We start from the raw sequence: 25,158 nt of genomic DNA on the forward strand, positions 1-25,158 counted from the left end.
AGCGGTGTGCGGTGGTCGATTCAACAGATTGCGTGCTGCACGCTTCGGGGGGCGTTCATCATGGACCATGCAATGGCTCAAGACGTCGGCAAGCGGGACCTGGTTGTGGTCATTCACGGGATGGGCGGCACGCCCCAAAAGATGCAGCACGTCGTCGATGTTGTGCGTGAGACCTGGAAGAAGCACGAAAAGCCCGAGCCCATCGTTTACTGCCCCGCAATGGGGTATTCGATGACCTCGTTCGACGAGCCCTGCGAAATCGTGCTGAGGCTCCTCAGGCAAATCGATACGGTCTATGGACAGTGCCACGATATCGACAAGATCATACTGGTCGGCTATAGCTTCGGTTCACTCATTGCGCGCAAGGCATACGTCTACGCGTGCGGCGAGTGCGCTGATACGGAGTTCGAACCGCAAGGACGAAACCTGCAGCCGCGAGAGTGGGCAAAAAAGGTGGAACGTATCGTACTTCTTGCCGGCATGAACCGGGGTTGGCATATCTCGGCCCATGTATCGATTCTGAAGATCGTCCAGTGGGGCATCGGCATCATGCTGGGAAATGCGGTGATGGCCGTCACATTGGGCCGCAAGACTCCGTTGATATTTCGCGTGCACCGCGGCGCGCCGTTTCTTACCCTGTTGCGCCTTCAGTGGATGGCGATGCGCAGACGTGCCGGCGCAAGGGCGGCGGGTTCTGCAATCGTGATACAGCTGTTGGGCACGATCGACGACATTGTGTCGCCCGAAGACAATATCGACCTTGTAGCAGGCCACGATTTTTACTACATCGATGTGCCGAAGTCCGGGCATGAGAACGTGATTCAGGCTGACCGCAGCCCTGCCGGGTCGCGACGCCGGCGCATCCTGGCTCGCGCGCTGATCGCAACCCCCAGGCAGCTGGAGCGCATTTCGATCCTGCCAAGCGATCATGAGCTGCACGTGATCGATGAAACGGTCACCGATGTCATATTCGTCATTCACGGCATCCGCGATGAAGGGTACTGGACGCAAAAGATCGCGCGGCGCGTCGTCGCACTTGCACGCGAGCGCAACCGCACGCTGGACAAGCGTACCGCCGCGCGACCGCCAGGCGATGCAGCGCAGGTGCGCGCGCGCCGGTTCGTGAAGACGGAGACGTCCAGCTACGGATACTTTGCAATGCTTCCGTTTCTGTTACCCAACGTGCGCCGAAAGCGTGTCGAGTGGTTGATGGACCGTTACGTCGAGAACAGGGCGATGTATCCGAACGCCGACTTCTCCTATGTGGGCCACAGCCACGGAACGTATATGCTTGCGCGCGCGCTGGAGTGTTACCCGTGCATCCGCTTCAAGCATGTTGCATTCGCGGGGAGTGTCGTTCGCACCAGCTTCGACTGGTCCGCGCTCGTGCGGGCCGGCCGGGTCCAGCGTGTCCTCAACTTCGTTGCCAGCGCGGACTGGGTGGTGGCGATCTTCCCGCGCACCTTCCAGATGCTGAAATGGCAAGACCTGGGGAGCGCCGGACACGACGGTTTTTTGCAGGCGCAGGACGATGCGAAACTGACTCAGGCGTACTTTGTGAAGGGCGGGCACGGCGCCGCGCTGCGGGAAGAGTACTGGCGTGTCATTGCGCGTTTCACGCTGGACGGTGAGGCGCCCGCTCCTCGCAACCTTGCAAAGTGGCAATCGTCGCTAGTCGTGGGATTGGGTAAGGCGGCACCTGTCATCGCATTTGCACTTCTCTGCGTCGTAGTGGGTTTCGGACTCTCGTTGCTGATGCCCGTTACACAAACGTGGAGCGAGTCGCAACAGGCGCTTTATTTTGCGCTGTATGTCGCGGTGATATGGAAAGTGTTAACGTGGTTTTGATCGTTCGATCACGGAATGGTAGTGGTCGACGCGCTGGCTTGACGTGAATTCCCATCGATTCACGCACGGCAAGCACGAAATCGGTGAAACCTTTGAACGGTAGTTTTAGCCGGCCAGGAAAATCGGCGATACCTGTCAGGATCGCTTCCCTCCCTGTCGCGCCTCCTGTATCTTCATGTCCGGCACGCAATCGCCTCCCCCATTTCCGGTGGTGCGGGTAGCACCTCGCTTGGCCCGGCATGTCTGCCGGGCTTTTTTTCTGATCGTTTGTATTCGGCTTACCGCGCAGTCGAAAATCGCATTTTCCGGTTACCGACTCTCAGGCAGTCGCCCCAGCCCATTGCACGAATACGTGTCCCGCTTCACGCAGGACGGTCTCGCGATGACCGATGTCGAGCGCCGGCGCATCGTAATAGGCCGCCACGAGCAGCGGCGCGCGGCCAGGCGGGCGTACGATCGCATAGTCGTTGGTTTCTTCCTCGACGCTTGTGCCGGGTCGGTCGCCCGCGAGCCAATTCGCGGGCAAAGCCGCCCGAAGCCGGTTGAGCCCGGGCTTGCAAGCAATCATCCAGTCTTCCAGTTGTTGACGCGTTTGAGGGCGAAGGATGTCGCCTAAAAGGATGGTTCGCGCTGATGTAGCGATGGCTCGCGGCGTTGTGGTGTCGCGCAGACCGCTATATTGGTTCGACTCAGGTTCGTAGCGGTCCGAACGAGTCTGCGTGTCGCCGAGACTCCGCATAAACCGGGTCAACGCGGCCGGGCCACCGACGCTTCTCATGAGCAAAATCGCCGCCGTGTTGTCGCTCACCTCAACGGCAGCCTGACACAGCGCACCGACCGTCATCGCGCCTCGAGCAACATGGGCTTTGGTCACGGGCGATGTGAAGATGAGATCCTTATCGGTGTACCGCACGAGTCGCTCGAGCTTTTCCTCGCCGCGATCGACACGAGAGAGCACCAGCGCAACCAGTAGCCCTTTGAACGTGCTGCACATGAGAAAGCGTTCATCGGCACGATACGCCAGCGTTTGCCCCGAGCCGGTATCGATTGCGTATAGGCCAAGCCGGCCACCGTAACGTCGTTCGATATCGCCAAATGGAGATTCGGCGGCGAACAGCGAGGGGCTCACACCGCCGATGCCGAGCAGCAGAGGAAGCCCGATCACAAGGTTTCGGCGTGTCACGGAAATCTTCATTGCGTCGTTTTGAGTTTTTAAAGTCCGGTCACTATAAGGCACGCGAACGGATATTCAAATGGCGCAACACGCAAAGGTGGCGGCCTGCTCGGACTGGGCATTCAATCAGTGCATGTGCTCAGCGCGGCCCGTGCCCGGTTGTCGACGCGATGAAATCGTCGAGGTCACGATTGAAGCGTTCAGGTTCTTCCATGAAGGGTGCATGACCGGAGTCCGCGTACACCTTGGTCGTGAAGCGCGGATTCAACCGGATCGCACGGGCGACGGTGAGCGGTGTGTCGACCAGCGAATCGCGCTGGCCGTATATCAGCATTAGCGGCACGCGCGCGTTGCCGAGGCCGTCAACGGCGAAGACCGACATCGATGGCACTGCGCTTTGCATGTCCCACGAGGCCATCGCGGCGTTCGCGAGAAGCCGATCGAATGTGTCGGCGTCGGGCGGGTGGTTAAAACACAGGCTCAGGAACGTCCGCTCACCGTCCAGGTGCGTTCGGAGATTCGAAGAAGTCATGTCGCGATACACGTCTGGATGCGCAACGATCTGGCCGGCCGCGAGTTCGATGACACCATCCACATAGACGGCGCCCGCGATTTCGTGGTCGCCATATGCGGCGAGATAGTTCGACATGACAACGCCACCAAGCGACCAGCCGACCAGTACCGGCTTTTTCGCATGAGCGCCGCGAATGACCGCCGCGAGATCGTCGGCCCAGCGGCGACCATCCTGATACGATTGCCGCCCCAATGGCTTGTCGGACAGGCCGTGGCCGCGGAGATCGTACGTGATGATGCGATACCGTTGCAGCCGCGCGCTTTGTACCTGCGCGTCCCAGTTCAGGCGACTGCCGAGCAATCCATGGATGAAGATCACCGCCGGGCCGTCCGGATTGCCGCTTTCCTGCACCGCCAGTCTCACACCATCCGACGAAGTCACCGTATAACTTTGCGGGTTGGCGATGGCGTTGGGTGCTGAACCGAAGAGGATGCCGGCCAGGGCGACGGCACGCAGTACAAGATTGAAAAATCGGGTGAGCATAGGGTTAAACCGAAAATGAACGAATGCTCACTGTGAACCCTCACATCAGTGTAAGGGTCAAGCGGAAAATGCTAAGCTTGCTGAATGAACTCATTGCCATCGCATCGGTTACTGACCATCGGAGCCCTTTCGAAGCTCACGGGCGCAAGCGTGCGGTCGATCCGGCACTACGACGCGCATGGTCTGCTCGCTTCGGTGCGCGCAAGCAATGGATATCGCATGTTTGCCGACAAGGCGATCGCTCAGGTCCGGCAGATTCAACGCATGATCGCAACGGGTTTCACGATCGACGATATCCGCTCGTTTCCGGACTGCATGCTGCTGATCGAGGGGGCCCGTTCCTGCGACCAGATCAGCGACGTTCAACGCAAACGTCTGGACGCCATCGAACGCGAGATTGCCGAGCTTGAACGGCGTCGCGCGCGGTTGCTGAAGACGCTTTCCGAAGGGACCGTGCCGCCCGTGGAATGATATGCAGTCGCGCTGTTTTTCTTTGCGCGTGCCTTTCGCGAAGGTGCATCGCCCCTGCGGCGTGTGTTCGCTAGCGCACGGAACGGGCGATAAGACAGGCGAATAGTGGCTAAGGTCCAAGGCCCAGCCGGGAATCCTGATGCGCGCGTACCTGTCGCTTCCCCTGATCGTGCTGCCGTTTCTGGTTGCCGGCTGTAACACGCCGCCGATTCCACCAGGCAAGCCAGTCGATATCTCCACCGCCCTCGAGCACGTTCTGGACGGCCTGTGCGATGCCCAGAAAAATCTGGCGGCGCGGCAGAAGGATCTTGGTGTCGCAATTGACTCCATTACCGTGGAACTTGACCTGACTGTGGACGGCACGAAGAACCCGCCAGTAGCCGTTGCTCCGGATATTCAATTTATTCCGACTGTCAGTTACGGCCAGATCATCACGGCGACCAAGGGAAGCCGACTCATGCTGTCATTCAGGAATACCGGCGCCAACCATGCGTCCGGCGGCATCGGGTGTCATGCGTCGGGGCCCGCAAACTGAATAGCGGAGTCAGCAACGCGATTCTTTGGCAGACCTGACGTCATATGGGTGAAAACCCTGCTGTTTTTAGCGTGGAACGATAGCAACACAAGGGAAATCTCGGACTGTTAGTCCGATAAACGTGTCCTATGATTACGCTGCCTATTTTCAAGGGCACTGAAGTTTTTGCATTGTGATGTCGCAGTCGTTTAGCGGGGCGTATTTCATGAATTACCGTCGTTCAGGATATTGGATCGCCGCTGCGATTTTTTGGGGTCTCACCAGCGCCGCCGTCGCCGGGAGTGCTGGAATACCGCCTGCAGAACCCGTCGTCCAGCAGGCCGCTTCTGCGCACCGCGACGTCAATCGTTCGACTGATCGGCCGCAGCAACATCCGCATCGCGCCCCAACGAAACACCTGGTTTCGGCAAAGCCATCGAGCACGCAGCCAGGGCAGCCTGACGGCGCCGCCTCGGGACAGTATCAATCTGGCTATGCCAACCCCGGTCTTCCCGCCTCACTGCTGCCTGACGTCGGCGTGCCACGTTATCTGGGCCAAGCAGCGGAAGGCCCTGCGCTGGCGCAAGATCCGACCCACAAAGCAGCGCCTGCAACGCCCGCTTCGCAAGGCGGTACCACGGTGCCGGACGACAATTGGAGCTTCAAGGCGAGCCCACTCGTTAACGCCACGCACTCGCATGAAATAGGGGCAACCGTTTCTTTCCGGCACGATTTCTAATCGGCCGAACTCCAGCGGACCGTTTATCCTCACATCGGTCAGCGACCTACCGCGTTCATTTCAAGCACCACGCCGAGCGCGCCCGTCACCATCTCACGTACCACCGGCTCAACTTTCTGCGCCTGTTCCGGCAAATAGTCGAACGGTGCGTCTTCGCTCATATAGGTGGATTGACACATCTCCAGTTGCACCGCGTGCACACCGTCTTGTGGCGCGCCAAAGTGGCGCGTGATAAAGCCGCCTTTGAACCGCCCGTTCGCCACCCACGTGAACGGACTGCCGCCCGCCGCACGCTTCACCGCGTCGAGCACCGGCGCGGCGGCCGTCCGACCATCCTGCGTGCCGATGTTCAGATCAGGCAACTTGCCGTCAAAGAGGCGCGGCAGCACGCTCGCGATCGAGTGCGCTTCCCACAGCAGCACGTTCGCATGCTGCGTTCGCAAGCGCAGCAGTTCCGCTCGCAAGGCGTCGTGATACGGCTGCCAATACGTCGCGACGCGTTTCTCGCGTTCGGCTGCATCAGGGACGCATCCTTCGCGATAGAGCGGTTCACCACGAAACGTTTCAGTTGGGCATAGCGATGTGGTCGTCTGCCCGGGGTACAGGCTTTCATCGTTTGACGGTCGGTTCAGATCGATTACGTAGCGCGACACACGCGCACCCAGCATCGTTGCGCCAAGCGCTTTCCCAAATGCGTAAAGCCGATCGAGATGCCAGTCGGTATCCACCACGGTGCGTGCGATATCCGTGTACTGATCACGCATTGCATCGGGAATTTGCGTGCCGAGATGCGGAATCGAAATAAGCAGCGGCGCCGTGCCGCGCTCAAGAGAAAATAGATCGGTCATGAAATTCACGTCCCACTAAGTGCGCATTTTCACGCGTTGCCAAGAAGATGAACCAACGCCTTGCGATAGTCCGCAAACAGTCGCGCTTCATCGCGATGGCGGCGCTGATGAACCACGTGCTCGCCGCCCACGTAAACGTCGAGAACCGGTGTTTCACCGTGCTCGCTGAATACGAGCGACGCAAGCCAGGTGTCGGGCGTCTGTTCCGCGAGGTTCGGGTGCTGCGGGTCCAGCACGATCCAGTCGGCGCGCGCGCCACGCACGAGTGTACCAACCGGGCGGCCGGTCGCCCGCGCGCCGCCCGCGAGCGCGCCGTCGAACAGCCGGTCGGCAACGCGCGCCGTTTGCTGCGACGCCAGTACGTTGCGTTGGCGCTTGACGAGCCGCTGCCCGTATTCAAGCAATCGCAATTCAGCGCGCCAGTCGACGCTGATATGACTGTCCGAGCCGACGCCGAATACACCGCTCGCTTCCAGATAGTCATGCGCCGGAAAGAAGCCATCGCCGAGATTCGCCTCGGTTGTCAGGCACAAGCCCGCCACCGCACCGCATGCTGCAAGCGCGGCGGTCTCATCCTCGTCGATATGCGTCGCATGCACGAGACACCAACGCGCATCGACATTGAAGCGGTCAAGCAGCCACTGGACAGGCCGCGCCCCCTCGACGGCGACGCACGCGTCGACTTCCGCGGTCTGCTCCGCGACGTGAATATGCACGGGTGCAGTGGGCGAAACCGCATCGAGCCCTTCAATCAGCACGCGCAATGACGCTTCCGACACCGCGCGTAACGAATGCGGCGCCACCCCATAGCGCAACGCACCATGCTCAGGCCGTGCTTGCCGCAACGTTTCGAGCAGTGCTAGCAATTGCTCCGGCGTGTTGATGAAGCGCCGCTGATCGTCACGCGGCGGCTGCGCGCCGAAACCGCTGAACTGGTACAAAACAGGCAGCATCGTCATGCCGATGCCGGTCTCACCTGCTGCATCGACAACGCGCTGCGCCAATTCCGCCGAATTCGCATAGTGCTGGCCGGTTGCCGCATGATGCACGTAGTGGAACTCGCACACGGACGTATAACCCGCCTTGAGCATCTCGACATAGAGCCAGCGCGCGATCGCGCCGAGCGTCTCAGGAGTGATGCGTGCGGCGAAACGGTACATCAGGTCGCGCCAGCTCCAGAAACTGTCGGTGGGGTTCGCGCGGTATTCGGTTAGCCCAGCCATTGCACGCTGAAACGCGTGCGAATGGAGATTGGGCATGCCCGGCACGATCGGTCCCGCGGCCCGTGCAACCCCAGCGGGAGCATCGTGCAAATCCGGCGTGACGTTAAGCAGCGCACCTGCATCGCTCCATTCGAGCAGCACGTTGCGGCGCCATCCGTCGGGCAACCATGCGTGCGCGGCAAATACCGCGCGTGTCGATTGATTCATAAAGTCGTACTCCAAAGGCGATGCACGCGCGTCACGCAATCGAACATCGAATGAACGTATTACGCGCGCGACAGCACAGCTTGCAGGAACGTCCGTGTGCGCGGTTGCGACGGCGTCGAGAAGATCTCCGAAGGCGGACCGGCCTCGACGATCTCGCCGCCATCCATCACCACGACCACGTCCGCCACTTCTCTCGCAAAGCCCATTTCGTGGGTGACGACCAGCATCGTCATCCCTTCCGACGCAAGCAGCTTCATTACCTGCAGCACTTCGCCGACGAGTTCCGGATCGAGCGCGGACGTCGGCTCGTCGAAGAGCATCACGCGCGGCTGCATCGCGAGTGCGCGCGCGATCGCGACGCGCTGCTTCTGGCCGCCTGACAGGCTCGCGGGCATCGCGTGCGCCTTGTGTTCGAGACCGACCTTTTTAAGCAGCGCAAGCGCGGCCGCATCCGCGTCTGCTGTCGACGCGCCGCGCAACATACGCGGACCGACCGTGATGTTGTGCAGCACCGACAAATGCGGGAACAGATTGAACGATTGAAACACCATCCCGACTTCGGTGCGCAATGCGTTCAGCGCGCGGTCCTTGAGCATCGTGCCGTGGTCGACGAGACGCTGTCCGCAGATATCGACGGTGCCGCTTTCGGCCTGCTCGAGCCCGTTGCAGCAGCGCAGGAAGGTGCTTTTGCCTGAGCCGCTCGGGCCGATGACCACGACCACTTGCTGCGGCTGGATATCGAAGTCGATGCCGTTCAGCACACGGTGAGTACCGAATGACTTGGTGAGTCCGCGAATGCGGACAATGGGTTCGAGCGCGTCGTTCATTGGACCATCCCTCCTGCGCGCAAACGGCGCTCGGCGCGATGAAGCAGGTAATTGGTCGTTTGCGTGAGCACGAGATAAACCAGAGCGATCACCAGATACACCTCCAGCGACCGATACGACACGCTGATAATTTTCTGGCCTTCGTGCATCAGATCGTCGATGGTCAACAACGACACCAGCGCGGAGTTCTTGATCAGCGCGATAAACTCGTTGCCGAGCGGCGGAATCATGCGCACGACGGCTTGCGGCAGGATAATCGCGCGCATCGCCTGCCCGGACGACATGCCGATCGAACGCGCCGCTTCCATTTGGCCACGATCGACCGACTGGATCGCGCCACGCACGATCTCGGACACGTAGGCTGCCGAATACAGTCCGAGCCCCAACATGCCGCATACGAAGGCCGGCAGCAGGATATTGAACTGCGGTAATCCGAAGAACAGCAGGAACAATTGCACAAGCAGCGGCGTGCCGCGAAAAAATACGAGGTACGCGGTGCAGAAACCGTAGATCAAACGACGCTGCGGCGTGAGCCGGCCGATGCCGATCAGCAGGCCCAGCATACAGCTCAGCAGCAGTGCGGCGGCGGTCACTTCGACCGTGACCAGCGCGCCGTGCGCGATGTCGGCCCAGCCGGCGAGAGCCGGCGTGAAGTCGAGTTGCATGGCTTATGTCCGCGGTGTCAGTTGGCGGCCGTGCTGAACCACTTCTTCACGATCGCCTCGTAGGTGCCGTCCGCCTTGATCTTCGCGAGCGCCGCGTTCAGTTGATCGCGCAATTGCGGCTCGTCCTTGCGAACCGCGATGCCGTACTCTTCCTTCGTCAATTCCTTGTCGAGCACGCGAAAACCCGGCCGTGTCCGTGCGAACTGGAACGCGGCCGGCTTACCGGTTACCGCGGCGTCGGCGCGGCCGATGCCGACAAGGTCGAACATCTCCTGATTTTTTTCGACTTCGACGCGCTGCACTTGTGGATAGTTGTCGCGCAGGAAGTTCACCGACTTCGTGCCGACCTGCACCGTGACCTTTTTGCCGTTCAGGTCGGCGGGCGTCTTGATCGGGGAATCGGCTTTCACGAGCACCGAGAGGCCGCCTGCGAAATACGGCTGCGTGAAATCGACGACCTGGCTGCGCTCCGGCGTGATGTAGATGCCTGAGATCGCCGCATCGAAGCGATGCGCGATCAGACCGGGAATCAGGCCTTTGAAATCGATGTCGGTCCATTCCACCTGTTTGCCCATCGCTTTGGCGAGCGCATTCATCAGGTCGATGTCGAAGCCGGTGCGCTGGCCCTTGTCGGTGAACTCCATCGGCGGGAATGTCGCGTCGGTCGCCACTTTCAGCACTTGCGCGTCCTGCGCGGCGGCCGTGCCCGGCGCTACGGCATAAGCCATCGCGATAGTGAGGCATGCGGCTGAAAGAAGTCTTTGCAGTTTCATCATGGGTGGTTCCTCTTCCCCGAGTGGTTGCGCTCAGGCGTTACGTTGGAATGATTCGGCTTGCAGCCGGGCGGAAATGGCTTGCGCGGTGCGCACGGTCCTGTCGGTCAGTTGCCGTTCGCGGCCTGCGGCGCGGGAGGACGGGGCCATTAAGGTGATCGACGCATTGGCGTTTGAGTTTCGGTTTGGGTTTGCGTTTGCACCGCGTGCGGCGCGACCGAAAACGGGAACGCTTACGCCCCAGACGCCTGGGTCGACTTCGCTATCGCTGATCGCGTAGCCGCGGCTGCGGATGCGATCGAGCTCGGCTTCGAGGGCGATGCGGGCTGTTGGGTCGTCGGTGAATTGACGGTCGAGTGTTTCGCTACGCGTTTTTTCGGGCATGAAGGCGAGTAAGGACTTCGCCGAGGCGCCGGCTTTTAGCGGGACTGCGCGGCCTTTTTCAAACGAGCAGCGCAATGAGTGCGTGCTTTCGACCATTTCGAGGCAAATCACCTGATCGTTGACTGCGACGACCAGGCCAACGCTTTCTTGCGTGGTGCGTGAAAGTTGGGTCATGCCGTCGCGGCTGGATTCGACTAACAGGGAGTTATGGTCGAAGCCCACCGCGAGTTGCAGGCTGATGGGCCCGGGCGCGTAGTAGCCGGCGTCTTCGGTGACGAAACCCCAGCGTTTCAGGAGCGCGACCTGGCGATACAGCGTGCTTTGAGCGAGGCCGGTGACGGCCAGCATGTCTTTGATGGACATCGCTTTGCCGTGGCTGGCCAGTGCGGTCAGGACCAGCAGCAGGCGCTCGGCTCCGGTGACGGTCGCATCTTGCTTCACAGTGGGCCTGAAAACGGGTTCGATGCGCGAAGCATGCCATGAGATTCTCAACGGTCAAAAATGAGATTCTCATTTTGCGGGAATGTGTTAATGGGGTTTACCCTCAGTTTCACACGGCCGTCGCGTGACGTTCGCCCGGCATGCTATCGCTCGACGTTTTGCAGATACCTGTGAACGAACGCGATGGCCATGCTTCCTTCGCCCACTGCGGACGCAACGCGTTTGACAGGGCTCAGGCGTACATCTCCGCAGGCGAAAATGCCTGGCACACTCGATTCGAGCAGGTACGGGTCGCGTGCGTACGACCAGCGTCCCGCTTTGACGACATCGTCGCCGGTCAGAACATAGCCCCGGTTATCGCAGGCCACTTCGGCCGGCAGCCATCCCGTTTCAGCATCGGCGCCGATGAAAACGAACAGGCCGCCACAATCGTGCCGGCTGACTGTCGCGCTCGCATTGTCGAGTATGTCGATCGCTGTCAGATGAGTCTCGCCATATGCGCCGACGACTTCCGCGTTCAGCCTGACTTCGATATTGGGCTTCACGGCCAGCTGCTCGGTCAGATAGCGGGACATGCTCTTCTCGAGCGAATTTCCGCGAATGAGCAGCGTGACTCGCCGCGCATGACCCGCGAAGTACAGCGCGGCCTGCCCAGCGGAGTTGCCGCCGCCGATCAGATACACGTCGAGTCCGTGCGTGGCGCTCGTTTCACTGCGCGCCGCGCCGTAGTAGATCCCTTTTCCGATCAGACGGTCAAAGCCCTCGACGGTGAGACGCCGCCACGCGACACCCGTTGCGAGAATGATCGTGCGTGCCCGAATGACATCGCCGCCGTCGAGATGAACGTGTCGCGACTCGACATCGATCCGTGCCACCGAGCGCGTGACCAGGATCTCAGCGCCGAGGCGCTTTGCCTGCTGAAGCGCGCGGGTCGCGAGCTCATCGCCCGACACGCCGCTTGGAAAACCGAGGTAGTTCTCGATGCGTGACGAGGTGCCCGCCTGCCCGCCCGGCGCCTCACGCTCGACCACCATCGTACGCAAGCCCTCCGATGCCCCGTACACCGCCGCCGCGAGTCCGGCCGGGCCGCCGCCGATGACCAGTGCGTCATATTCGTCGAGGGAAGGCTTCGTCTGGAGCCCCAGTCGTTCAGCCAGTTCGCGTGTCGAGGGCCTGTCGAGCAGCGTACCGTCCGCGAGACGCAGCACCGGACAGTCTTCATCGGACGGACGGGTTGCGCGCCACCGCGAGGCAAAATCGGGCGCATCCAGTGTGATCCAGTCGCCGCTGATCTGGTTGCGGATAAGGAACTGGTTCAATTCCCTGCAGGCAGGGTCCCACCGGCTACCGACGAACAGCACGCGCGGCTTCGGAGGTTCGGCGGAGAGCCCTTGCAATCCCCCGATGCGCTCGCGCGCGAGCGCGCCCATCCTTAGCGCCACGTCCGGCGCTGCAGCGGCCAATGCGTAATAGTGCTGCGCATCGACGCGCATCACACGGGATGGCTCCGCGGCCCGGTAGCCACCCGGAAACGGGCAACTGAGCGCAAGGGGCACCTCGCCGAAGATCGTGCCGGGTACGCGCCACCCGAGCGTTCGTTCGCAGCCGTCAAACATCTTGATGACTTCCATCTTCCCGGCGAGCACGACATAGAGCGCGCGCTCCCCGCCTTCGTGAACCGCGTATTCACCGGCGCGCAACTGCAGGTCCGCCGAGGTATGAGCGAGATTCTCGAGCTGGGAATCGGGGAGAGTCGAGAAGAGCGGGACAGCACGTAGGTCGTCGATGATCAGCATGGCTTTGCCGGTTGCAGTTGAACGGGAAACCACAATCACGCGCACGCTGCGCTTTGCCGCCGTGCTATGCGCACAAGGGCGAGCACTGTTGCGGCCATCGGGACGCGCAACGAGACCTGCGCGGCGCCTCAGATCCCATTGCAGCCGGGATCGGCTGACCCATTGAGAGTATAGGATTGGTTGGCTAGCGGCGTTAGCCGATTGAAGGTGATCGGCTAACGGCCGATCCCCTTTGAGAACGCCTGCACAGCGAGCGCCGCGCTCCCGACGCTATTGCGCGGGCAGGCTGTGATGCAATGCCATTTTGTCGATTGCACGTCGATCGAGCTTGCGCAACGGCGTACGCGGAATGCGCTCGACGACCACCAGCATTTCGGGCACCTTGAAGTCCGACAGTTCGCTGGACAGATCTCGCAACACCGCGTCAGCCGAAAAGGGTATCGCGCCGCCTGGCACGACGAACGCAATGACGCGCTGTCCCAGTTGCCGATCGGGCACGCCGGCCACAGCTGCATCCTCGATGGCCGGATGACGGCGCAGCGTCGCTTCGACTTCAACCGGCGAGATGTTTTCGCCGTCGCGGATCAGCAGCAGCTTCTTGCGCGACACGTAGTGGAGTTCGTCGTTATCGTCCATCCACAAAATGTCGCCGGTGCGAAACCAGCCGTCGATTTTCGGGTCGTCGATGACGCCTGGCGCTTGCCAGTAGCCGAGGAAAATATCGTCGCCACGCACGATCAGTTCGCCAGGTTGCCCTCGCGAAACGGGCTTTCCCGCATCGTCGACGAGCATCGCGCAATGGTCGTTGATCAGCAGGGTGTCGCGCCGCGTTCCGGGACGCGTATAGCCGGCACTTTCGGTCATTCCGAGAAAGTTGTGCAGCGGACAATGAAAGGTCTGTTCAAACTCGTCGTAAAGGCTGTCCTGTGCGACGTCGCCTGCGATCAGGCATACCTGCAGGGAGTCGACCATGCGCGGCTTTGCGCGCTGCGCCTTGATCATTTCGTAAATACCGAACGACGATGTCTTCAGGAACGCGCAGCGATACCGCTCGATCGCATCCAGATACGCGGCGGCGTCGAAGTCGCGGCAATCCGGGAACACGAGCAGATGTCCTGTCGCAATCGTGCAGGCAAGGAACACCACACCGGGGCAAAAGTAAAGCGGCGTCGGCACGAGGATGGCGCGAGGCGCTGGCGGCAGCATGCCGCGCTTCGGGTCGCTCGCGTTCATCAGCGAATGCTGGCTGTGCGCGACGAGCTTCGGCTCGCCGGTCGTGCCGGATGTGACCGCCAGCAGCGCCGGCGCGTGGGCGTCGCCGGACCAGGCGGGAGCGTCGGATGCTTCGGATGCCGGCGCGGTGAGCAGTTCTTGCCACGAACGATGCGCGCCGCTGTGCGGCTCGGCGTCGATCACGAAGCGCGCGTCGGGCGCGACCAGCGACGCGCCGATGCGATCGATCAGCGGATAGAGCGTGTCATAACCGAACCACGCGGCGGGGCGCAGCCTTGTCAGCATGCTTTCGAGTTCCGGCGCTTGCAACCCTGTGTAAAGCGGCACCGCAATCGCGCCGATGGCCATCGTCGACAGCAGCAGGAGCGCGCCGGGAATGCTGTTTCCTACTTGAAGCACGACGCGATCGCCCGGCTGCACGCCGAATGCGCAAAGGCCGCGGCTTAAGCTGCGCACCTGAGCCGCGACTTCGGCAAAGCTCAGAGATTGTCCGCCTTGCGCTAATGCGGGGGCTTGCGGAAAGGTGTGCGCGTGTGCAAACAGTGCACCGATGACGCCGGGGTCGGTTGTTGAATGAGCGGACGGGATATTACGGATTGCTTGATTCATGGTTCGCCACCTGTAAGGCGCAGGACGGGACGCCGGGTAACGAAGCAAGGTCAGCGTTACAAAATGCTGAAGGATCGTCGGCACACGGGCGCTTATCGTTACGAAAACACGTTGGTTTTCCCGGTTATTCCGGTGACCCGTGCAGATAAACATCGAAGCAGGGATAGAGGGCGGTCTGGGTCGGTTCGACCCTGGCTGGTGAGGACTTTCGCAGCGGATTCCACCGATTAAAGCGCGATGCAACGGGTGGCTGGGCGCACGATATTCGGCGCAAATCGGACATTATTTTTTTGCTGCTCGGCGTGATCGATTCTGACCTGAGTGAACTTTGCCTGATGCGTTCAACGATTACGACGGGTATCCGATAGGCACAGACCGACCCACAGACGGTGGAGATAGCAGAAAGCGGACGTCCGCGTTCCTGGCCGAAAGCGTACCGGCGGCGCACGCCGCCCACACGCCGCAGTAGGTCGCCGATGATACGGCGCTGTCAGTGATACTCACCGTCGCGCTGTGCGACAGCGTCTGTCACTTCCCTGGCGCGTGCCCGCACGCCCCTTCGCGGCTTGCCACATACTCGCGCGGCGTCATGTCATAGCGTTTCCTGAATTCTCGACTAAAGTGGGAGGGACTCGTAAAGCCGCACCGGTACGCAATCTCTTGAATTGTGACTTGCGGTGCACTGGCGAGCCGCCCCGCCGCATGCTCAAGGCGCATTGACCACACATAGCGCATCGCCGAAATGCCGTTGGCTCGCAGTGCACGCGAGACGGTTCGGGTCGACACGTTCAATACTGCGGCGATGCTTGCGACGTTCAGGTCGGGGTCGCCGATGCGGCGCGCGATCAGCTGTTTCGCGCGTAGCGCGATAGCGGCGCTCGGGCTGCTCCACGCGGATCCATTGCGATCGTTAGCCAGCACTTCCATGAGATCCAAGCCTTGGCCGACAAGCCGAGCGAGCAGCGCTTCGCTTACCTTGCCGGCTTGCGAAGTCAAATAAACCATGAACTCGCGTACTGCGCGGACATCCGGCGATTCGAGATCCGGACGGTGGACCACTCGAAAGCGTTCGCGCAATCCGCGCTCACGCAAGGCCGATTTCGGCATGCGCACGATCGACATATGCGTCGCTTCCCGAACTGACGCTTCGTACTTGGCCAGCGGGTCGAGCACAACCATGTCGCCGGGCCGGAATGTCATCGTTTGCCCGTGCTGCACGATCGACAGCGCACCTCCCTTCACGATTTGCAAGTACAGATATTCGGCGTTCTGGACGGTGGGATGATGCATCATCGGCGAAACCGACTGCCAGGCGATATCGGCGTCTACGATGTCCGTCCCGTCAGCGCGTGCACTATTGATCGTCGACATATCAGAGCCGCCCGAATCGAACCGAAACTGCAAGCCGTGCGTCCTCATCGCTTCGATCCATTCGTCACGGCACATTGGCGTGCCGTCCAACACGTTCTCGCACAACGTTACTGCCATACATTCCCTCGTCCGAAACAAATGTTTAGTGTGTCTCCCGCAATGTTTTCGACCTCTATCGAGCCAGTGGCAATCATTCGCTAACGGCGCGCTGTAATTAACGCCCATTTCATCTGCTTAAAAAGGACTTCCATAACATTTTAAAAGCGCTTTCTTTAAGTTTGAAGCGGGCTTGCTTAATGTGGAAAGCAATTCCGCCGATAGGCTAACTACTTCCCGTATTAAAACGCAATCCAATTAAGAGTGAGAATTTGCTTTCAGTCAGAGTACAACGACGCCCAGGACATTGTCCGATTTGGACGATAGGAATGACCGTCGGGTGACACATGACCGGTGGCACTCAGGATAAATTCGTCACGTCAACAGGCAATGCATCTGACTGATGGAGCAATTCACCCGCGAAATGAGGGGCATCAACGGGCGGCGAGTTAATTGGCGGCGGGCGTGCGCAGACTTATCGATCAGCGCGACATTAGAAGCCTTTCGGCTGAACAATCGATACGTATTCGGGCTTTTCCGTTGTGGAAAGCGGTATAGCCAAATTAGCCACGCTCACGCGGACATATGGGCCCCATCGCAGCGCTTATCGATAATTCAATTTTGATGCTGGACGCGTTGAATGTGGGGGTAAAACGATCGATTGAGGAAGAGCTATCTGCTAAATTTAACTTATATAGGAATTCGACGAATGAATAAAGCGTTTTTTAATACTTCGCTAATTACACTTCTAACGATGCTTTGTAATATTCCGGCTTACGCTTACAGTTGCAAAGGTGTTTCCTGTTCGACAGAAAAAGACGATGGCGACGCGGCCGCGATGGCTAGCGAGGTGAGCATCACAAAGTCTAGCCAGCGTGGTCACGCAACGTCAAAAATTCGTCACCCAGGCAAAGCAGAAAAGGCGCGCGGTTCCTCTTCAACTAACGTCTGGGACTACAACTGAATAGGTTGTTCTTGCTAGGTTGTTCTTGCTGCGACGCGAGTCGTTCGCGATAGCAAGCGCAAAACGACGCCCGAAAACCAGGTGTTTTTGGGTTTTCACGCAGGCCGGCCGGCTGCTGTCTGTAGATCAGACTTCAGCCTGTTCGGCCATCCTTAACGCATCATCGACCTCGACGCCGAGACATCGAGCTGAACTTTTATGCGTCGTATGCGCGAGCATCAGTTGAACGGCCCGGCGTCTTTGCGAAGGATACGACTTTCAGTTAAGGATTTCGATCAAGTTGTATTGACCCAGCTCGACTAGCTTGATAAAGGCCGTTGGAGCGTTGTTTTTACCAATTTGAAGAGATCACTCATAGACATGCTATTTGAAAGCGCGAAGCTCTATATCTATGCCTATGATCGACCAATTAGCCGCCTCGCGCTCGATGTCTTGGACATAGAGCGATTCGAAGGTCCCGGTATGCTTACGCCGCAACTGCGCCTGACGGTCGCTGCGCCGCCGCTCGTGCCGGCATCGGCGGACATTCTGCGTGCGGCGGTGGAGCTATGTGGGTCTCGCCTTTTCGAACAACCGTATCGCCTACTGCTCGATTCCATGGGTCTGGTGGGTCCGCGCGCCGCCGCCGAAGTGTTTGTGCTGCTTATCGGAGAGTCCGGCTTGACGGAAGAAGTTGAGACCATTGGCGGTGCTTTCATCGCGGTATTCGACCGGTATCAAGGGACGTTTCTTCGCGACGCACGAGAATGGCTGGCGTTGCACTCCACCAGCTGGCGTTCGACGAGAGACGTCGATTCCGGCGCAAACAGGCCGAGATCTGACGGCAGTGAAAAGACGACCCGATGTGCGCCGCATCGTGCAGCGCACGAGCCGAGACCCAAGTGATGCTGGTGCCAACGATCTATGCGCCAATGTCGAACGTCGCCTACTGGGCGCACTCCGCCGGCCGCGTCCGACCCACTTCGACTCTTGTCAGCCATTTGCCGGGCTAGGGTGGACACCCGCAAGCGAAGGCAAGGCGGACTCGACCACCGGTAGTGCGGGGCCTTATCCAGCCGGACGGGCAGAGGCGGCTGGTACGCCCGATAGATTGTTTCGGACCCACTCTTCGAGCGAACAAACCCTGATACCTCGCTTCGCGTTAAATGTCTCGCTCACGTCCCACGCGACGCCGCGCCCTTGTGCGAACACGACACGATATTTTCGCAACCCGTTTTGCGGCTCCTCGGCCAACTGCCGCTTCAATTCAGGCACAGTCCATTCGTTGCGATGGACCTTGACGCCGAGTACCCTGTCGACCGTGTCAGCGACTTCGCGGTACGTGACTGTGTCGCCGGCGATATGCACGACGCGGTTCGAAATTTTTGGCTCGGCGAACAGCACCTCCACCGTCAACGTCGCGATGTCCTCGGCCGTCGTCACGGTCACGGCATTGCTCCAGCTTCCTAACGCGTTCACGGTATTGGTTGCGAGATCAACGACACCGAACGACTTCTCGAACAGGAAGCTCGTGAACATGCCTGTCGAAATGATGACCCATTCGGTGCGCGACTGCGAACGAAGAAGGTCGCGCACATCCAGCTGTTCGTCGAACAGGTCCTGCGCGCTGCCCTTGCCGATGACGTCGTAATCGACGCCGAACTGCCACGGAAAGTACCGCTTGACTCGAGCATCCAGTGCGGCGTGCGCAATCTTGCGCTGCACGCCCGGGCCGCCCACAAATCCTGTACACGAGATGACGGTATCGAACCGACCCAAGATGGCCGCGAGTTCAGCCCTCGTTTGCGTAGCGAGATCTCCCTCGACGAGGTCGAGACCCAGGTCGCGCAGCTCGGCCACGTCTTTCTGCCTGGCCGGATTGTCGGACGCTATCGTCGATGGACGAAGCAGTACAGCGATTGATGCGTTGTCCGCGTGCCTGGCTCGCCGAGAGAGGCTGCGCAGCACAGCCATGCCGAGTTCGCCGGCGCCCAGAACAAGAATTGAGTTGTCATTCAACATAGGCGTTACCCACTGGGGAAAAAAGCGTTGCGTGAAAGGCCTCCGGACGCGTAACCTCGCCCGGAAGAGCGGCCCTTGAACGATTCGCAGTGTAGTGGCGCTCTTGCTGCCCATTGTTCGCGGCACGTGAATACACAACGCGACGGCAAGAACGGGCGCGACTGGTCCGCCCGGCCCGGCCGTACGCATCGGACGGCGTTGGATGGGTAACATTGAGGCCGTTATTGGCCAGATCAGGCAGGCTGATTCGGCGCGCAGACCGCTCATGGACAAACTTCAAGCGATGGCAACCTTCGTTCGGGTCGTCGAGGCACGAAGCTTCAGCAAGGCCGCGGAGACCTTGTCGATGCCTCGTTCGTCGGTTACGACGATCGTGAAGAATCTGGAAGCGCATCTCGGCACACCACTGCTGCGGAGAAGCACGAGAAGTTTGAGCCTTACCGAGGCGGGCGCGCGGTACTTCGCTTCGTGTCAAATCATCCTCGCGGAGGTTGCCAGCGCAGAGAGCCAGCTGTCGGCCACTACGACGGCACCGCGCGGACGGGTTCGAGTGGATATGCCCGGCGTCATCGGCCGATCGGTCATATTGCCCCGGCTGCACGAATTCGAGACCCGCTACCCGGACATCGAACTGGTGCTCGGCCTGAGCGACCGGCCGTCGGATCTTATTTACGAAGGCATCGATTGCGCGATTCGCACTGGCGCGCTCGCGGACTCGACGCTGGTTGCGCGCCGGCTGGGTCAGCTCACCTGGTTGACCTGCGCATCCCCTCGATATCTGAAGCGCTACGGCGAGCCGGATTCCGTCGCCGCGCTCGGTGCTCATCATGTCATCAACTACGTATCGAATGCGACGGGTCGGCCTCTCGAATGGCGCTTCAGCGTGGACGGCGAAGACGTGACGGTGACGATGCGCAGCCGCTTTTCCGTCAACGAAACGGAGGCTTACGTCCAATGTGGCCTGGAAGGCCTCGGCCTGATCCAGCTATCGGAGTTTGCCGTGTCTCCGTTTCTCCGAAGCGGGCGACTGAAGGAGGTGCTCGCGCAGGCGAGATGCGCTCCGGTGCCGGTTTCTATTGTCTATCCCCAAGGCCGCGTTACGGTGGCGATCAGAACGTTCGTCGACTGGATTGTCGAGATCGCAAAGACCGATTTGGCGCGGTGAGCTGCCGTTGGCAGACCGATGCAAAAGGTCTGCTCCGGGCCGGAAGTTTACTGTTTGCCTGTATAAGTGGGGGAGTGTCGGTGCCGCGAACTTCGTTCGTCGACCCTTCTCTGCCATTCGCAAGCTTACGCATCAAATGACCGATTTCTGGACATCCGCGGACTCCTGGCTGATGGATCGCACTATCCTGATTGCGAGCAAAACGTGAAGACGTCCGTGAATGCAACGTCTCACTATCGACCCCGCTCAACCCGGCACCTGATAATAGAAAGCAAGTGCAAGCTGGAATCTGGTCCGGCGGTCCGCACGGGATGTCGCTTCCCTGTTCTCTTGCTCCAAACCGCTCTCGTTCATATTCGTCATCCGCATCATGACGCCGTCAAAGTGAAGAAGCTGCGACGGAGACAGGCGCTTGAACATGTTGAATAGCAACTCCTGCAGATGCGCATGGCGAAGGCGAAAGTTTTCCGCGTATTGCTGGACACCTGATGCGTCGAGTCGGGTCCCTTCATTGCCATACAGCAGTTGTCCGTACATTGCCTTCATCAGTTCTAGCGCCTCAGGGCTCACCAGTTCCATGCGCCGCTCCCCCAAGTTACGCGCCGGAATAACGGGCTTTTGCTTGCCGGCCAGAAACTCATCCGGCAACTTGATTTTCGCGACATGGCAGGCCGTTACCGCCAGCGCAAAGAGAAAGCGGTCGTAGTCGCTGCGGTACTGGTCGGGTGACAGGTGGCCACGGCTGTGGATGTATTGGTCCTGTATGTTTTCGGCCTGTGCAAGCACGACTTCCAGATCCTGTCCTTTCAGAGGCAATGGCAGCACGGGATCTCCAGCCAGTACACCACCAGGTCCGAACCACTTAAGCAAAATCGCACGAATACCCGGCAGGTCATAGGCATAGTCGCCCGGTTCGGGAGCCATTTCAATGCCGTTGCGATTAAGAGCTTCGAGCAACGTGCAGTTGGCTTGGGCACCAATGTCCGCGAGAGCCCGGAGCCGTGAGCGTTCGAGCAGTTCCCGATTTGCCGTTAGACTGCAAAGAACCCACAGGACGAGGTGGCCGCGCTGACCGATATCACCGGGTTCTGTGTGCAGTTCGCCAGCCACTTCGACGCCCATGTCCCATTGGGTCCATCCGACCAGATCGGTAATGTTCCACATCGCCATGTGCGCTTGAACCCGGGAAGCAGCCGTTTCTGCCAGTCCACGGACGAGCGACGGGGGCGTTGGCTGGTCGGGACGCAGTCCGGCAGGGCGCCGCGTCAGTTCCGCAATCCCATACTCCCAATCGAACATCAGCTCGACGGCGTAGAGCAAATGGGAGAGCCTCATGTCGGTCAGGTACGGATAGCACACCGCTTGTTGCGTCGTTCCGCGAGCTGGTCGTTCTTGGTCCCAGTCCAACAACGGCGCATAGCGTGCTCGCGCTGCCTCTGGCAGCCTTTCTGTAAGCGCCCGATGAAGGGCACGGCGATTCGTCAAGGACTGCAGCGCTTTCTTATTTTGGGTTTCTCGGTGGGACAGATACTTCAACGACGCGTACGGGTTATCGTCGACAAAATGTGGGCAACCCTGGGCATCCGTGGGGACCCAGTATTGCAGCGGCAACAGTGCCATCGTGTTTGACCGCCATTCACGCGTGTGCTCACCATGTTCAGCGATGTCGAGTACGAACGCGTTACGGATGTCGACGGAATCCTCCGGGTACTCGGCGATCAGTCCGTCGGCTTGCCAAGCTTCCATGGTGAGGATGTCGGCAAGCGTTTGGACAAAATCATTGCGCTGGCTGTCGGCCAGCTCGTCGAGCGACTCGATTCTTTCGGCAGACTGGCGCGGCGACCGGATTACGCGGCTCGCGCCGCCCATGCCAGGCGTTTTGGATTTGGGGCTGAAGGGCACGTTCAATCTTTCGGGCAAGGACTCGACGGACCGAAAGGCGCGCGTCAAATACGCTTCCGGGCGGGGAACGCATCGAGCAATGTTTGGATCACAAATAGTGGAGGGAGCAACCAAGGGTTGCGCCCTCCTGGACAACATCGCCACTCACGTGACGGAACTGAGCGCCGCTGGCACACCGGGAGCATGGCGCTTGCGCGCCGCGGCGCGTTCGGCTTCGAGCTGACGGCGTGCCGCCCGATGCAGGCGTTCACCATCTACGATCTGCCGCACACTTTGCACCTGCGCTGTCGCCATGGCCAGCGCCTCCCATTCATTGGCCGCGCGGCCGTGTACCAGCAACTGGTGCGCGAGCGCGCGGGCGTGATCGATGGGACCATTTTCGTTCAGAGAGCAGACAGCATGATAATGCTCGGACGTCGGGATCCAGGGATTTGCGTACGGGCTGCCGAACTCCTGGTTACTTTTGGGCATGAGGGGTCTCCCATGAATGTTCCGCCGGGCGAAATGCCTCGGCGGCAAAAGTATCCGTCCTTGGCGATCAAATATCTAAAACGAGTTGGGCAAGTTATCACATGAGTCGGCGAGTAATGGCTGCTGGGGCGGATGAAGCCCGACTCACCCGTGCCGAGCGGGCGTCGCTAGCCCGCGGCAGGCGCCGGTGGGTTTATGACGTCCGCGATCGAGCAAAGCCTATGCGTGATGATCGGCAGCAATGGCCGACGAAGCAGCATGCACGAGCGCATATTGACCGAAGGCTTTCGGGGTGAAACTCACGTCTGATCGTTCGAGCGACGTTGCACGTGAACGACGCTTTATGGCCGTTCAGTGTCTCATGTTCGTCGGACGTCGACGTGTCGCGTGACGAGCCAAACGAAAGGCCTGTCTAACGCAACCTCAACGCTCGCGAGTAGTCCCAGGTCCTTTCTAGCGCTTATTGTGCGTCCGCATCACGTCAAGTCTCAGGTCACGAGGTGTTTTTGCATAAACACACTCAGCGGGTCATTCGTGTAATCGCCAAATGGTTCTCGTCTCTCATAACCGGCTGAGCATACTGGAAACTGGACCATACCAACATGAGGCGCTGGCTTTATATCGCCTGGACGCCTCCCGTTCAGACGCGCGACTCTGAGTTTCACCCGACGGCGCGGATCACGTCCTAACGCCAGCCAAGCGCAGGGGCGACGTGGGTCAAGACTGATCCGATAACGTGAGCGCAGTACTCCACGCCCAATTGATTCGGCACGGTCAAAAGTAAAGTATCGGCCTCAGCGATGGCCTCGTCCTTGGCAAGTTGCGAGACGAGGACATCAGGCTCTGCCGCGTAGCTGCGCCCGAAAATCGCCCGGATATTTTCATCGAGCATACCGATCGTATCCTCGCTGTGCGCGTCGCGCCCAAAGTACATCCGATCGCGATCGGTCATCAACGCAAAAATACTGCGGCTGACCGACACGCGCGGCTCCCGGTTATGGCCGGCTTCTTTCCACGCCTGCCGGTAAGCGCGAATCTGCTCTGCCTGCTGAATGTGAAGCGGGCGGCCCGATTCATCGTTCTTCAGTGTCGAGCACTGCAGGTTCATACCCATCCTGGCCGCCCAGACCGCCGTGGCGTCGGAGCCCGAGCCCCACCAGATCCGCTCGCGAAGGCCCTCGGAATGAGGCTCAACGCGCAGCAAGCCCGGCGGATTCGCAAACATCGGCTGCGGATTCGGTTGGGCAAAACCCTCGCCGCGCAGCACGTCGTAAAGCACCTCGGTGTGACGCCGCGCCAGATCGGCATGCGTCTCGCCTTCCTCAGGCGCGTAACCGAAGTAACGCCAGCCGTCGATCACCTGCTCGCCGGAGCCCCGGCTGATGCCGAGCTGCAGCCGCCCGCCCGCGATCAGGTCGGCAGCGCCGGCATCCTCCGCCATGTAGAGCGGGTTTTCGTAGCGCATGTCGATCACGGCAGTGCCGATTTCGATCCTGCGGGTTCTAGCGCCGACAGCCGCAAGCAGCGGAAAAGGCGACGCGAGCTGCCGGGCGAAATGATGGACGCGAAAATACGCACCGTCCGCGCCGAGTTCCTCGGCAGCAACCGCCAGATCGATGGATTGCAGCAGGACATCGGATGCCGACCGTGCCTGCGAATGCGGCGAATTGGCCCAGTGGCCGAACGAGAGAAATCCGATCTTTTTCATTTCAGATGTCGCGTCAACACGTTCAATGCAAGGCAGCGGTGTGCCGGGTGGCAAAGCATATCGCGAAAACGCCCTGTCTCGCTTATGCGGGTGCCTGCTTGCCCTCTGCAAGCGGCGGCGCGAGATAAATCGACTCACCACAGCGCCGTTGTTTCACAGTGGCGCTGCTGTTTTCGTTTCGTCGAAGCGAGCCTCCGTCCGGTGAGCTTGCCTTTATTCCAATGCAGACCGCTTCCGGTGACGCAAATCTGGCAAAGATCTTCGATCTGGTGCCGTAGAAGATATGCCCCGTGGAATCGACATTCCTGGTCGTTCCGTTAGCTAAAGCCTGAACACTATGCATGAAACTCAGGAACCCGGTAGCAGTGTCAGGATTCTGAGTCAAATTGATTTTTCTCCGCTCATGTCGGTAAGTGAATCGCGCGGATTTACGTCTCTTGCCGTGTTGGTGGCCATGCGCTTGAACAATTCCATAAAGCTCACCAGATTGTCCGCCTGCTTGCTAACCGAGTCTCTTTGATCGTCCGTAAGTGGCGAGCCCGAAGCGTCGGCGACCGCCGAGTAGCTCGCAACAGCGTCGTCATGAAAAGTGTTGACAGCCTGGACCAGCGCGCCATTGCTGTTTAGAGGATCCTGTAGCCATTTCCCTGTCGGTGTCGTCGAGCGAATCG

The 25,158-nt window shown here is 60.0% G+C and carries 22 protein-coding genes; 7 read left to right on the forward strand and 15 right to left on the reverse strand.

The window, feature by feature from the left end; all coding sequences use genetic code 11:
- Window positions 1-72: 72 nt before the first annotated feature.
- Window positions 73-1,848, forward strand: coding sequence for an alpha/beta hydrolase (locus tag HV796_RS00180; RefSeq protein ID WP_217477812.1), 1,776 nt, complete (start codon window positions 73-75; stop codon window positions 1,846-1,848).
- Window positions 1,849-2,167: 319 nt separating this feature from the next.
- Here the strand turns inward: HV796_RS00180 and bla are convergent, their stop codons facing one another.
- Window positions 2,168-3,031 (reverse strand): class A beta-lactamase, encoded by an 864-nt coding sequence (bla, locus tag HV796_RS00185; RefSeq protein WP_246355614.1) that lies wholly within the window; start codon window positions 3,029-3,031, stop codon window positions 2,168-2,170.
- 130 nt (window positions 3,032-3,161) lie between these two features.
- The gene (locus HV796_RS00190; RefSeq protein WP_175224008.1) at window positions 3,162-4,079 is read right to left on the reverse strand and encodes an alpha/beta fold hydrolase; all 918 of its coding nucleotides are present in this window, start codon (window positions 4,077-4,079) and stop codon (window positions 3,162-3,164) included.
- A gap of 84 nt (window positions 4,080-4,163) precedes the next feature.
- On the opposite strand from HV796_RS00190, the gene HV796_RS00195 reads away from it, so the two are divergent.
- The 3 genes from HV796_RS00195 (at window position 4,164) to HV796_RS00205 (ending at window position 5,803) form a co-directional block, all read left to right on the forward strand.
- Complete coding sequence (locus tag HV796_RS00195; protein WP_175224010.1) at window positions 4,164-4,550, forward strand: MerR family transcriptional regulator; 387 nt, start codon at window positions 4,164-4,166, stop codon at window positions 4,548-4,550.
- Window positions 4,551-4,689: 139 nt separating this feature from the next.
- The gene (locus HV796_RS00200) at window positions 4,690-5,085 is read left to right on the forward strand and encodes a hypothetical protein (protein WP_175224012.1); all 396 of its coding nucleotides are present in this window, start codon (window positions 4,690-4,692) and stop codon (window positions 5,083-5,085) included.
- A gap of 205 nt (window positions 5,086-5,290) precedes the next feature.
- Window positions 5,291-5,803: a hypothetical protein gene (locus tag HV796_RS00205; RefSeq protein WP_175224014.1), complete on the forward strand. Its 513-nt coding sequence runs from the start codon at window positions 5,291-5,293 to the stop codon at window positions 5,801-5,803.
- Between the two features lie 38 nt (window positions 5,804-5,841).
- On the opposite strand, the gene hutG is transcribed toward HV796_RS00205, so the two are convergent.
- The 9 genes from hutG to HV796_RS00250 all read right to left on the reverse strand — a co-directional run bounded on the left by hutG (window position 5,842) and on the right by HV796_RS00250 (window position 16,297).
- Window positions 5,842-6,651 (reverse strand): N-formylglutamate deformylase, encoded by an 810-nt coding sequence (gene hutG, locus HV796_RS00210; RefSeq protein ID WP_175224016.1) that lies wholly within the window; start codon window positions 6,649-6,651, stop codon window positions 5,842-5,844.
- Between the two features lie 29 nt (window positions 6,652-6,680).
- The gene (locus tag HV796_RS00215) at window positions 6,681-8,081 is read right to left on the reverse strand and encodes a formimidoylglutamate deiminase (protein WP_175224018.1); all 1,401 of its coding nucleotides are present in this window, start codon (window positions 8,079-8,081) and stop codon (window positions 6,681-6,683) included.
- A gap of 59 nt (window positions 8,082-8,140) precedes the next feature.
- On the reverse strand, window positions 8,141-8,908 hold the full coding sequence (locus HV796_RS00220; protein WP_175224019.1) for an amino acid ABC transporter ATP-binding protein: 768 nt from the start codon (window positions 8,906-8,908) through the stop codon (window positions 8,141-8,143).
- Window positions 8,905-9,573: an amino acid ABC transporter permease gene (locus HV796_RS00225; RefSeq protein ID WP_175224021.1), complete on the reverse strand. Its 669-nt coding sequence runs from the start codon at window positions 9,571-9,573 to the stop codon at window positions 8,905-8,907. Before HV796_RS00225 ends, HV796_RS00220 begins: the two co-directional genes overlap by 4 nt.
- Before the next feature lie 17 nt (window positions 9,574-9,590).
- Complete coding sequence (locus HV796_RS00230) at window positions 9,591-10,346, reverse strand: transporter substrate-binding domain-containing protein (RefSeq protein ID WP_175224515.1); 756 nt, start codon at window positions 10,344-10,346, stop codon at window positions 9,591-9,593.
- 33 nt (window positions 10,347-10,379) lie between these two features.
- Entirely contained in the window at window positions 10,380-11,171 is a 792-nt protein-coding gene (locus tag HV796_RS00235; protein ID WP_175224023.1) for an IclR family transcriptional regulator, read from the reverse strand.
- Window positions 11,172-11,314: 143 nt separating this feature from the next.
- Window positions 11,315-12,967, reverse strand: a complete 1,653-nt coding sequence (locus tag HV796_RS00240) for an FAD-dependent oxidoreductase (RefSeq protein WP_175224025.1) — start codon at window positions 12,965-12,967, stop codon at window positions 11,315-11,317.
- Window positions 12,968-13,237: 270 nt separating this feature from the next.
- Window positions 13,238-14,809: a class I adenylate-forming enzyme family protein gene (locus HV796_RS00245; protein WP_175224027.1), complete on the reverse strand. Its 1,572-nt coding sequence runs from the start codon at window positions 14,807-14,809 to the stop codon at window positions 13,238-13,240.
- Window positions 14,810-15,337: 528 nt separating this feature from the next.
- On the reverse strand, window positions 15,338-16,297 hold the full coding sequence (locus HV796_RS00250; RefSeq protein WP_175224028.1) for a helix-turn-helix transcriptional regulator: 960 nt from the start codon (window positions 16,295-16,297) through the stop codon (window positions 15,338-15,340).
- Between the two features lie 688 nt (window positions 16,298-16,985).
- Between HV796_RS00250 and HV796_RS00255 the strand changes: the two genes are divergently transcribed.
- On the forward strand, window positions 16,986-17,240 hold the full coding sequence (locus tag HV796_RS00255) for a hypothetical protein (protein ID WP_175224030.1): 255 nt from the start codon (window positions 16,986-16,988) through the stop codon (window positions 17,238-17,240).
- A 339-nt stretch (window positions 17,241-17,579) separates the two neighbouring features.
- Window positions 17,580-18,125, forward strand: coding sequence for a hypothetical protein (locus tag HV796_RS00260; RefSeq protein ID WP_175224032.1), 546 nt, complete (start codon window positions 17,580-17,582; stop codon window positions 18,123-18,125).
- 162 nt (window positions 18,126-18,287) lie between these two features.
- On the opposite strand, the gene HV796_RS00265 is transcribed toward HV796_RS00260, so the two are convergent.
- A complete protein-coding gene (locus HV796_RS00265) occupies window positions 18,288-19,241 on the reverse strand; it encodes an aromatic alcohol reductase (protein WP_175224034.1) in 954 nt (317 codons plus the stop codon).
- A 265-nt stretch (window positions 19,242-19,506) separates the two neighbouring features.
- On the opposite strand from HV796_RS00265, the gene HV796_RS00270 reads away from it, so the two are divergent.
- Window positions 19,507-20,406: a LysR family transcriptional regulator gene (locus tag HV796_RS00270; protein WP_175224036.1), complete on the forward strand. Its 900-nt coding sequence runs from the start codon at window positions 19,507-19,509 to the stop codon at window positions 20,404-20,406.
- A 246-nt stretch (window positions 20,407-20,652) separates the two neighbouring features.
- Here the strand turns inward: HV796_RS00270 and HV796_RS00275 are convergent, their stop codons facing one another.
- The 3 genes from HV796_RS00275 to HV796_RS00285 form a co-directional block, all read right to left on the reverse strand.
- Window positions 20,653-22,308 carry a hypothetical protein gene (locus HV796_RS00275; protein ID WP_175224037.1) on the reverse strand — a complete coding sequence of 552 codons (1,656 nt, stop codon included), beginning with the start codon at window positions 22,306-22,308 and terminating at the stop codon, window positions 20,653-20,655.
- A 144-nt stretch (window positions 22,309-22,452) separates the two neighbouring features.
- Window positions 22,453-22,779 (reverse strand): hypothetical protein, encoded by a 327-nt coding sequence (locus HV796_RS00280; protein WP_175224039.1) that lies wholly within the window; start codon window positions 22,777-22,779, stop codon window positions 22,453-22,455.
- Between the two features lie 685 nt (window positions 22,780-23,464).
- Window positions 23,465-24,487 (reverse strand): LLM class flavin-dependent oxidoreductase, encoded by a 1,023-nt coding sequence (locus tag HV796_RS00285; RefSeq protein ID WP_175224041.1) that lies wholly within the window; start codon window positions 24,485-24,487, stop codon window positions 23,465-23,467.
- Window positions 24,488-25,158 lie beyond the last annotated feature (671 nt).

The organism is Paraburkholderia humisilvae, from assembly GCF_902859855.1.
In the GTDB taxonomy this organism is placed as follows: Bacteria; Pseudomonadota; Gammaproteobacteria; order Burkholderiales; family Burkholderiaceae; genus Paraburkholderia; species Paraburkholderia humisilvae.

Coding starts and splice junctions, on each gene's coding strand:
- HV796_RS00180 (WP_217477812.1), top strand. CDS start 73: ATGGCTCAAGACGTCGGCAAGCGGGACCTGGTTGTGGTCATTCACGGG.
- HV796_RS00190 (WP_175224008.1), bottom strand. CDS start 4,079: ATGCTCACCCGATTTTTCAATCTTGTACTGCGTGCCGTCGCCCTGGCC.
- HV796_RS00195 (WP_175224010.1), top strand. CDS start 4,164: ATGAACTCATTGCCATCGCATCGGTTACTGACCATCGGAGCCCTTTCG.
- HV796_RS00200 (WP_175224012.1), top strand. CDS start 4,690: ATGCGCGCGTACCTGTCGCTTCCCCTGATCGTGCTGCCGTTTCTGGTT.
- HV796_RS00205 (WP_175224014.1), top strand. CDS start 5,291: ATGAATTACCGTCGTTCAGGATATTGGATCGCCGCTGCGATTTTTTGG.
- hutG (WP_175224016.1), bottom strand. CDS start 6,651: ATGACCGATCTATTTTCTCTTGAGCGCGGCACGGCGCCGCTGCTTATT.
- HV796_RS00215 (WP_175224018.1), bottom strand. CDS start 8,081: ATGAATCAATCGACACGCGCGGTATTTGCCGCGCACGCATGGTTGCCC.
- HV796_RS00220 (WP_175224019.1), bottom strand. CDS start 8,908: ATGAACGACGCGCTCGAACCCATTGTCCGCATTCGCGGACTCACCAAG.
- HV796_RS00225 (WP_175224021.1), bottom strand. CDS start 9,573: ATGCAACTCGACTTCACGCCGGCTCTCGCCGGCTGGGCCGACATCGCG.
- HV796_RS00230 (WP_175224515.1), bottom strand. CDS start 10,346: ATGAAACTGCAAAGACTTCTTTCAGCCGCATGCCTCACTATCGCGATG.
- HV796_RS00240 (WP_175224025.1), bottom strand. CDS start 12,967: ATGCTGATCATCGACGACCTACGTGCTGTCCCGCTCTTCTCGACTCTC.
- HV796_RS00245 (WP_175224027.1), bottom strand. CDS start 14,809: ATGAATCAAGCAATCCGTAATATCCCGTCCGCTCATTCAACAACCGAC.
- HV796_RS00250 (WP_175224028.1), bottom strand. CDS start 16,297: ATGGCAGTAACGTTGTGCGAGAACGTGTTGGACGGCACGCCAATGTGC.
- HV796_RS00255 (WP_175224030.1), top strand. CDS start 16,986: ATGAATAAAGCGTTTTTTAATACTTCGCTAATTACACTTCTAACGATG.
- HV796_RS00265 (WP_175224034.1), bottom strand. CDS start 19,241: ATGTTGAATGACAACTCAATTCTTGTTCTGGGCGCCGGCGAACTCGGC.
- HV796_RS00270 (WP_175224036.1), top strand. CDS start 19,507: ATGGACAAACTTCAAGCGATGGCAACCTTCGTTCGGGTCGTCGAGGCA.
- HV796_RS00280 (WP_175224039.1), bottom strand. CDS start 22,779: ATGCCCAAAAGTAACCAGGAGTTCGGCAGCCCGTACGCAAATCCCTGG.
- HV796_RS00285 (WP_175224041.1), bottom strand. CDS start 24,487: ATGAAAAAGATCGGATTTCTCTCGTTCGGCCACTGGGCCAATTCGCCG.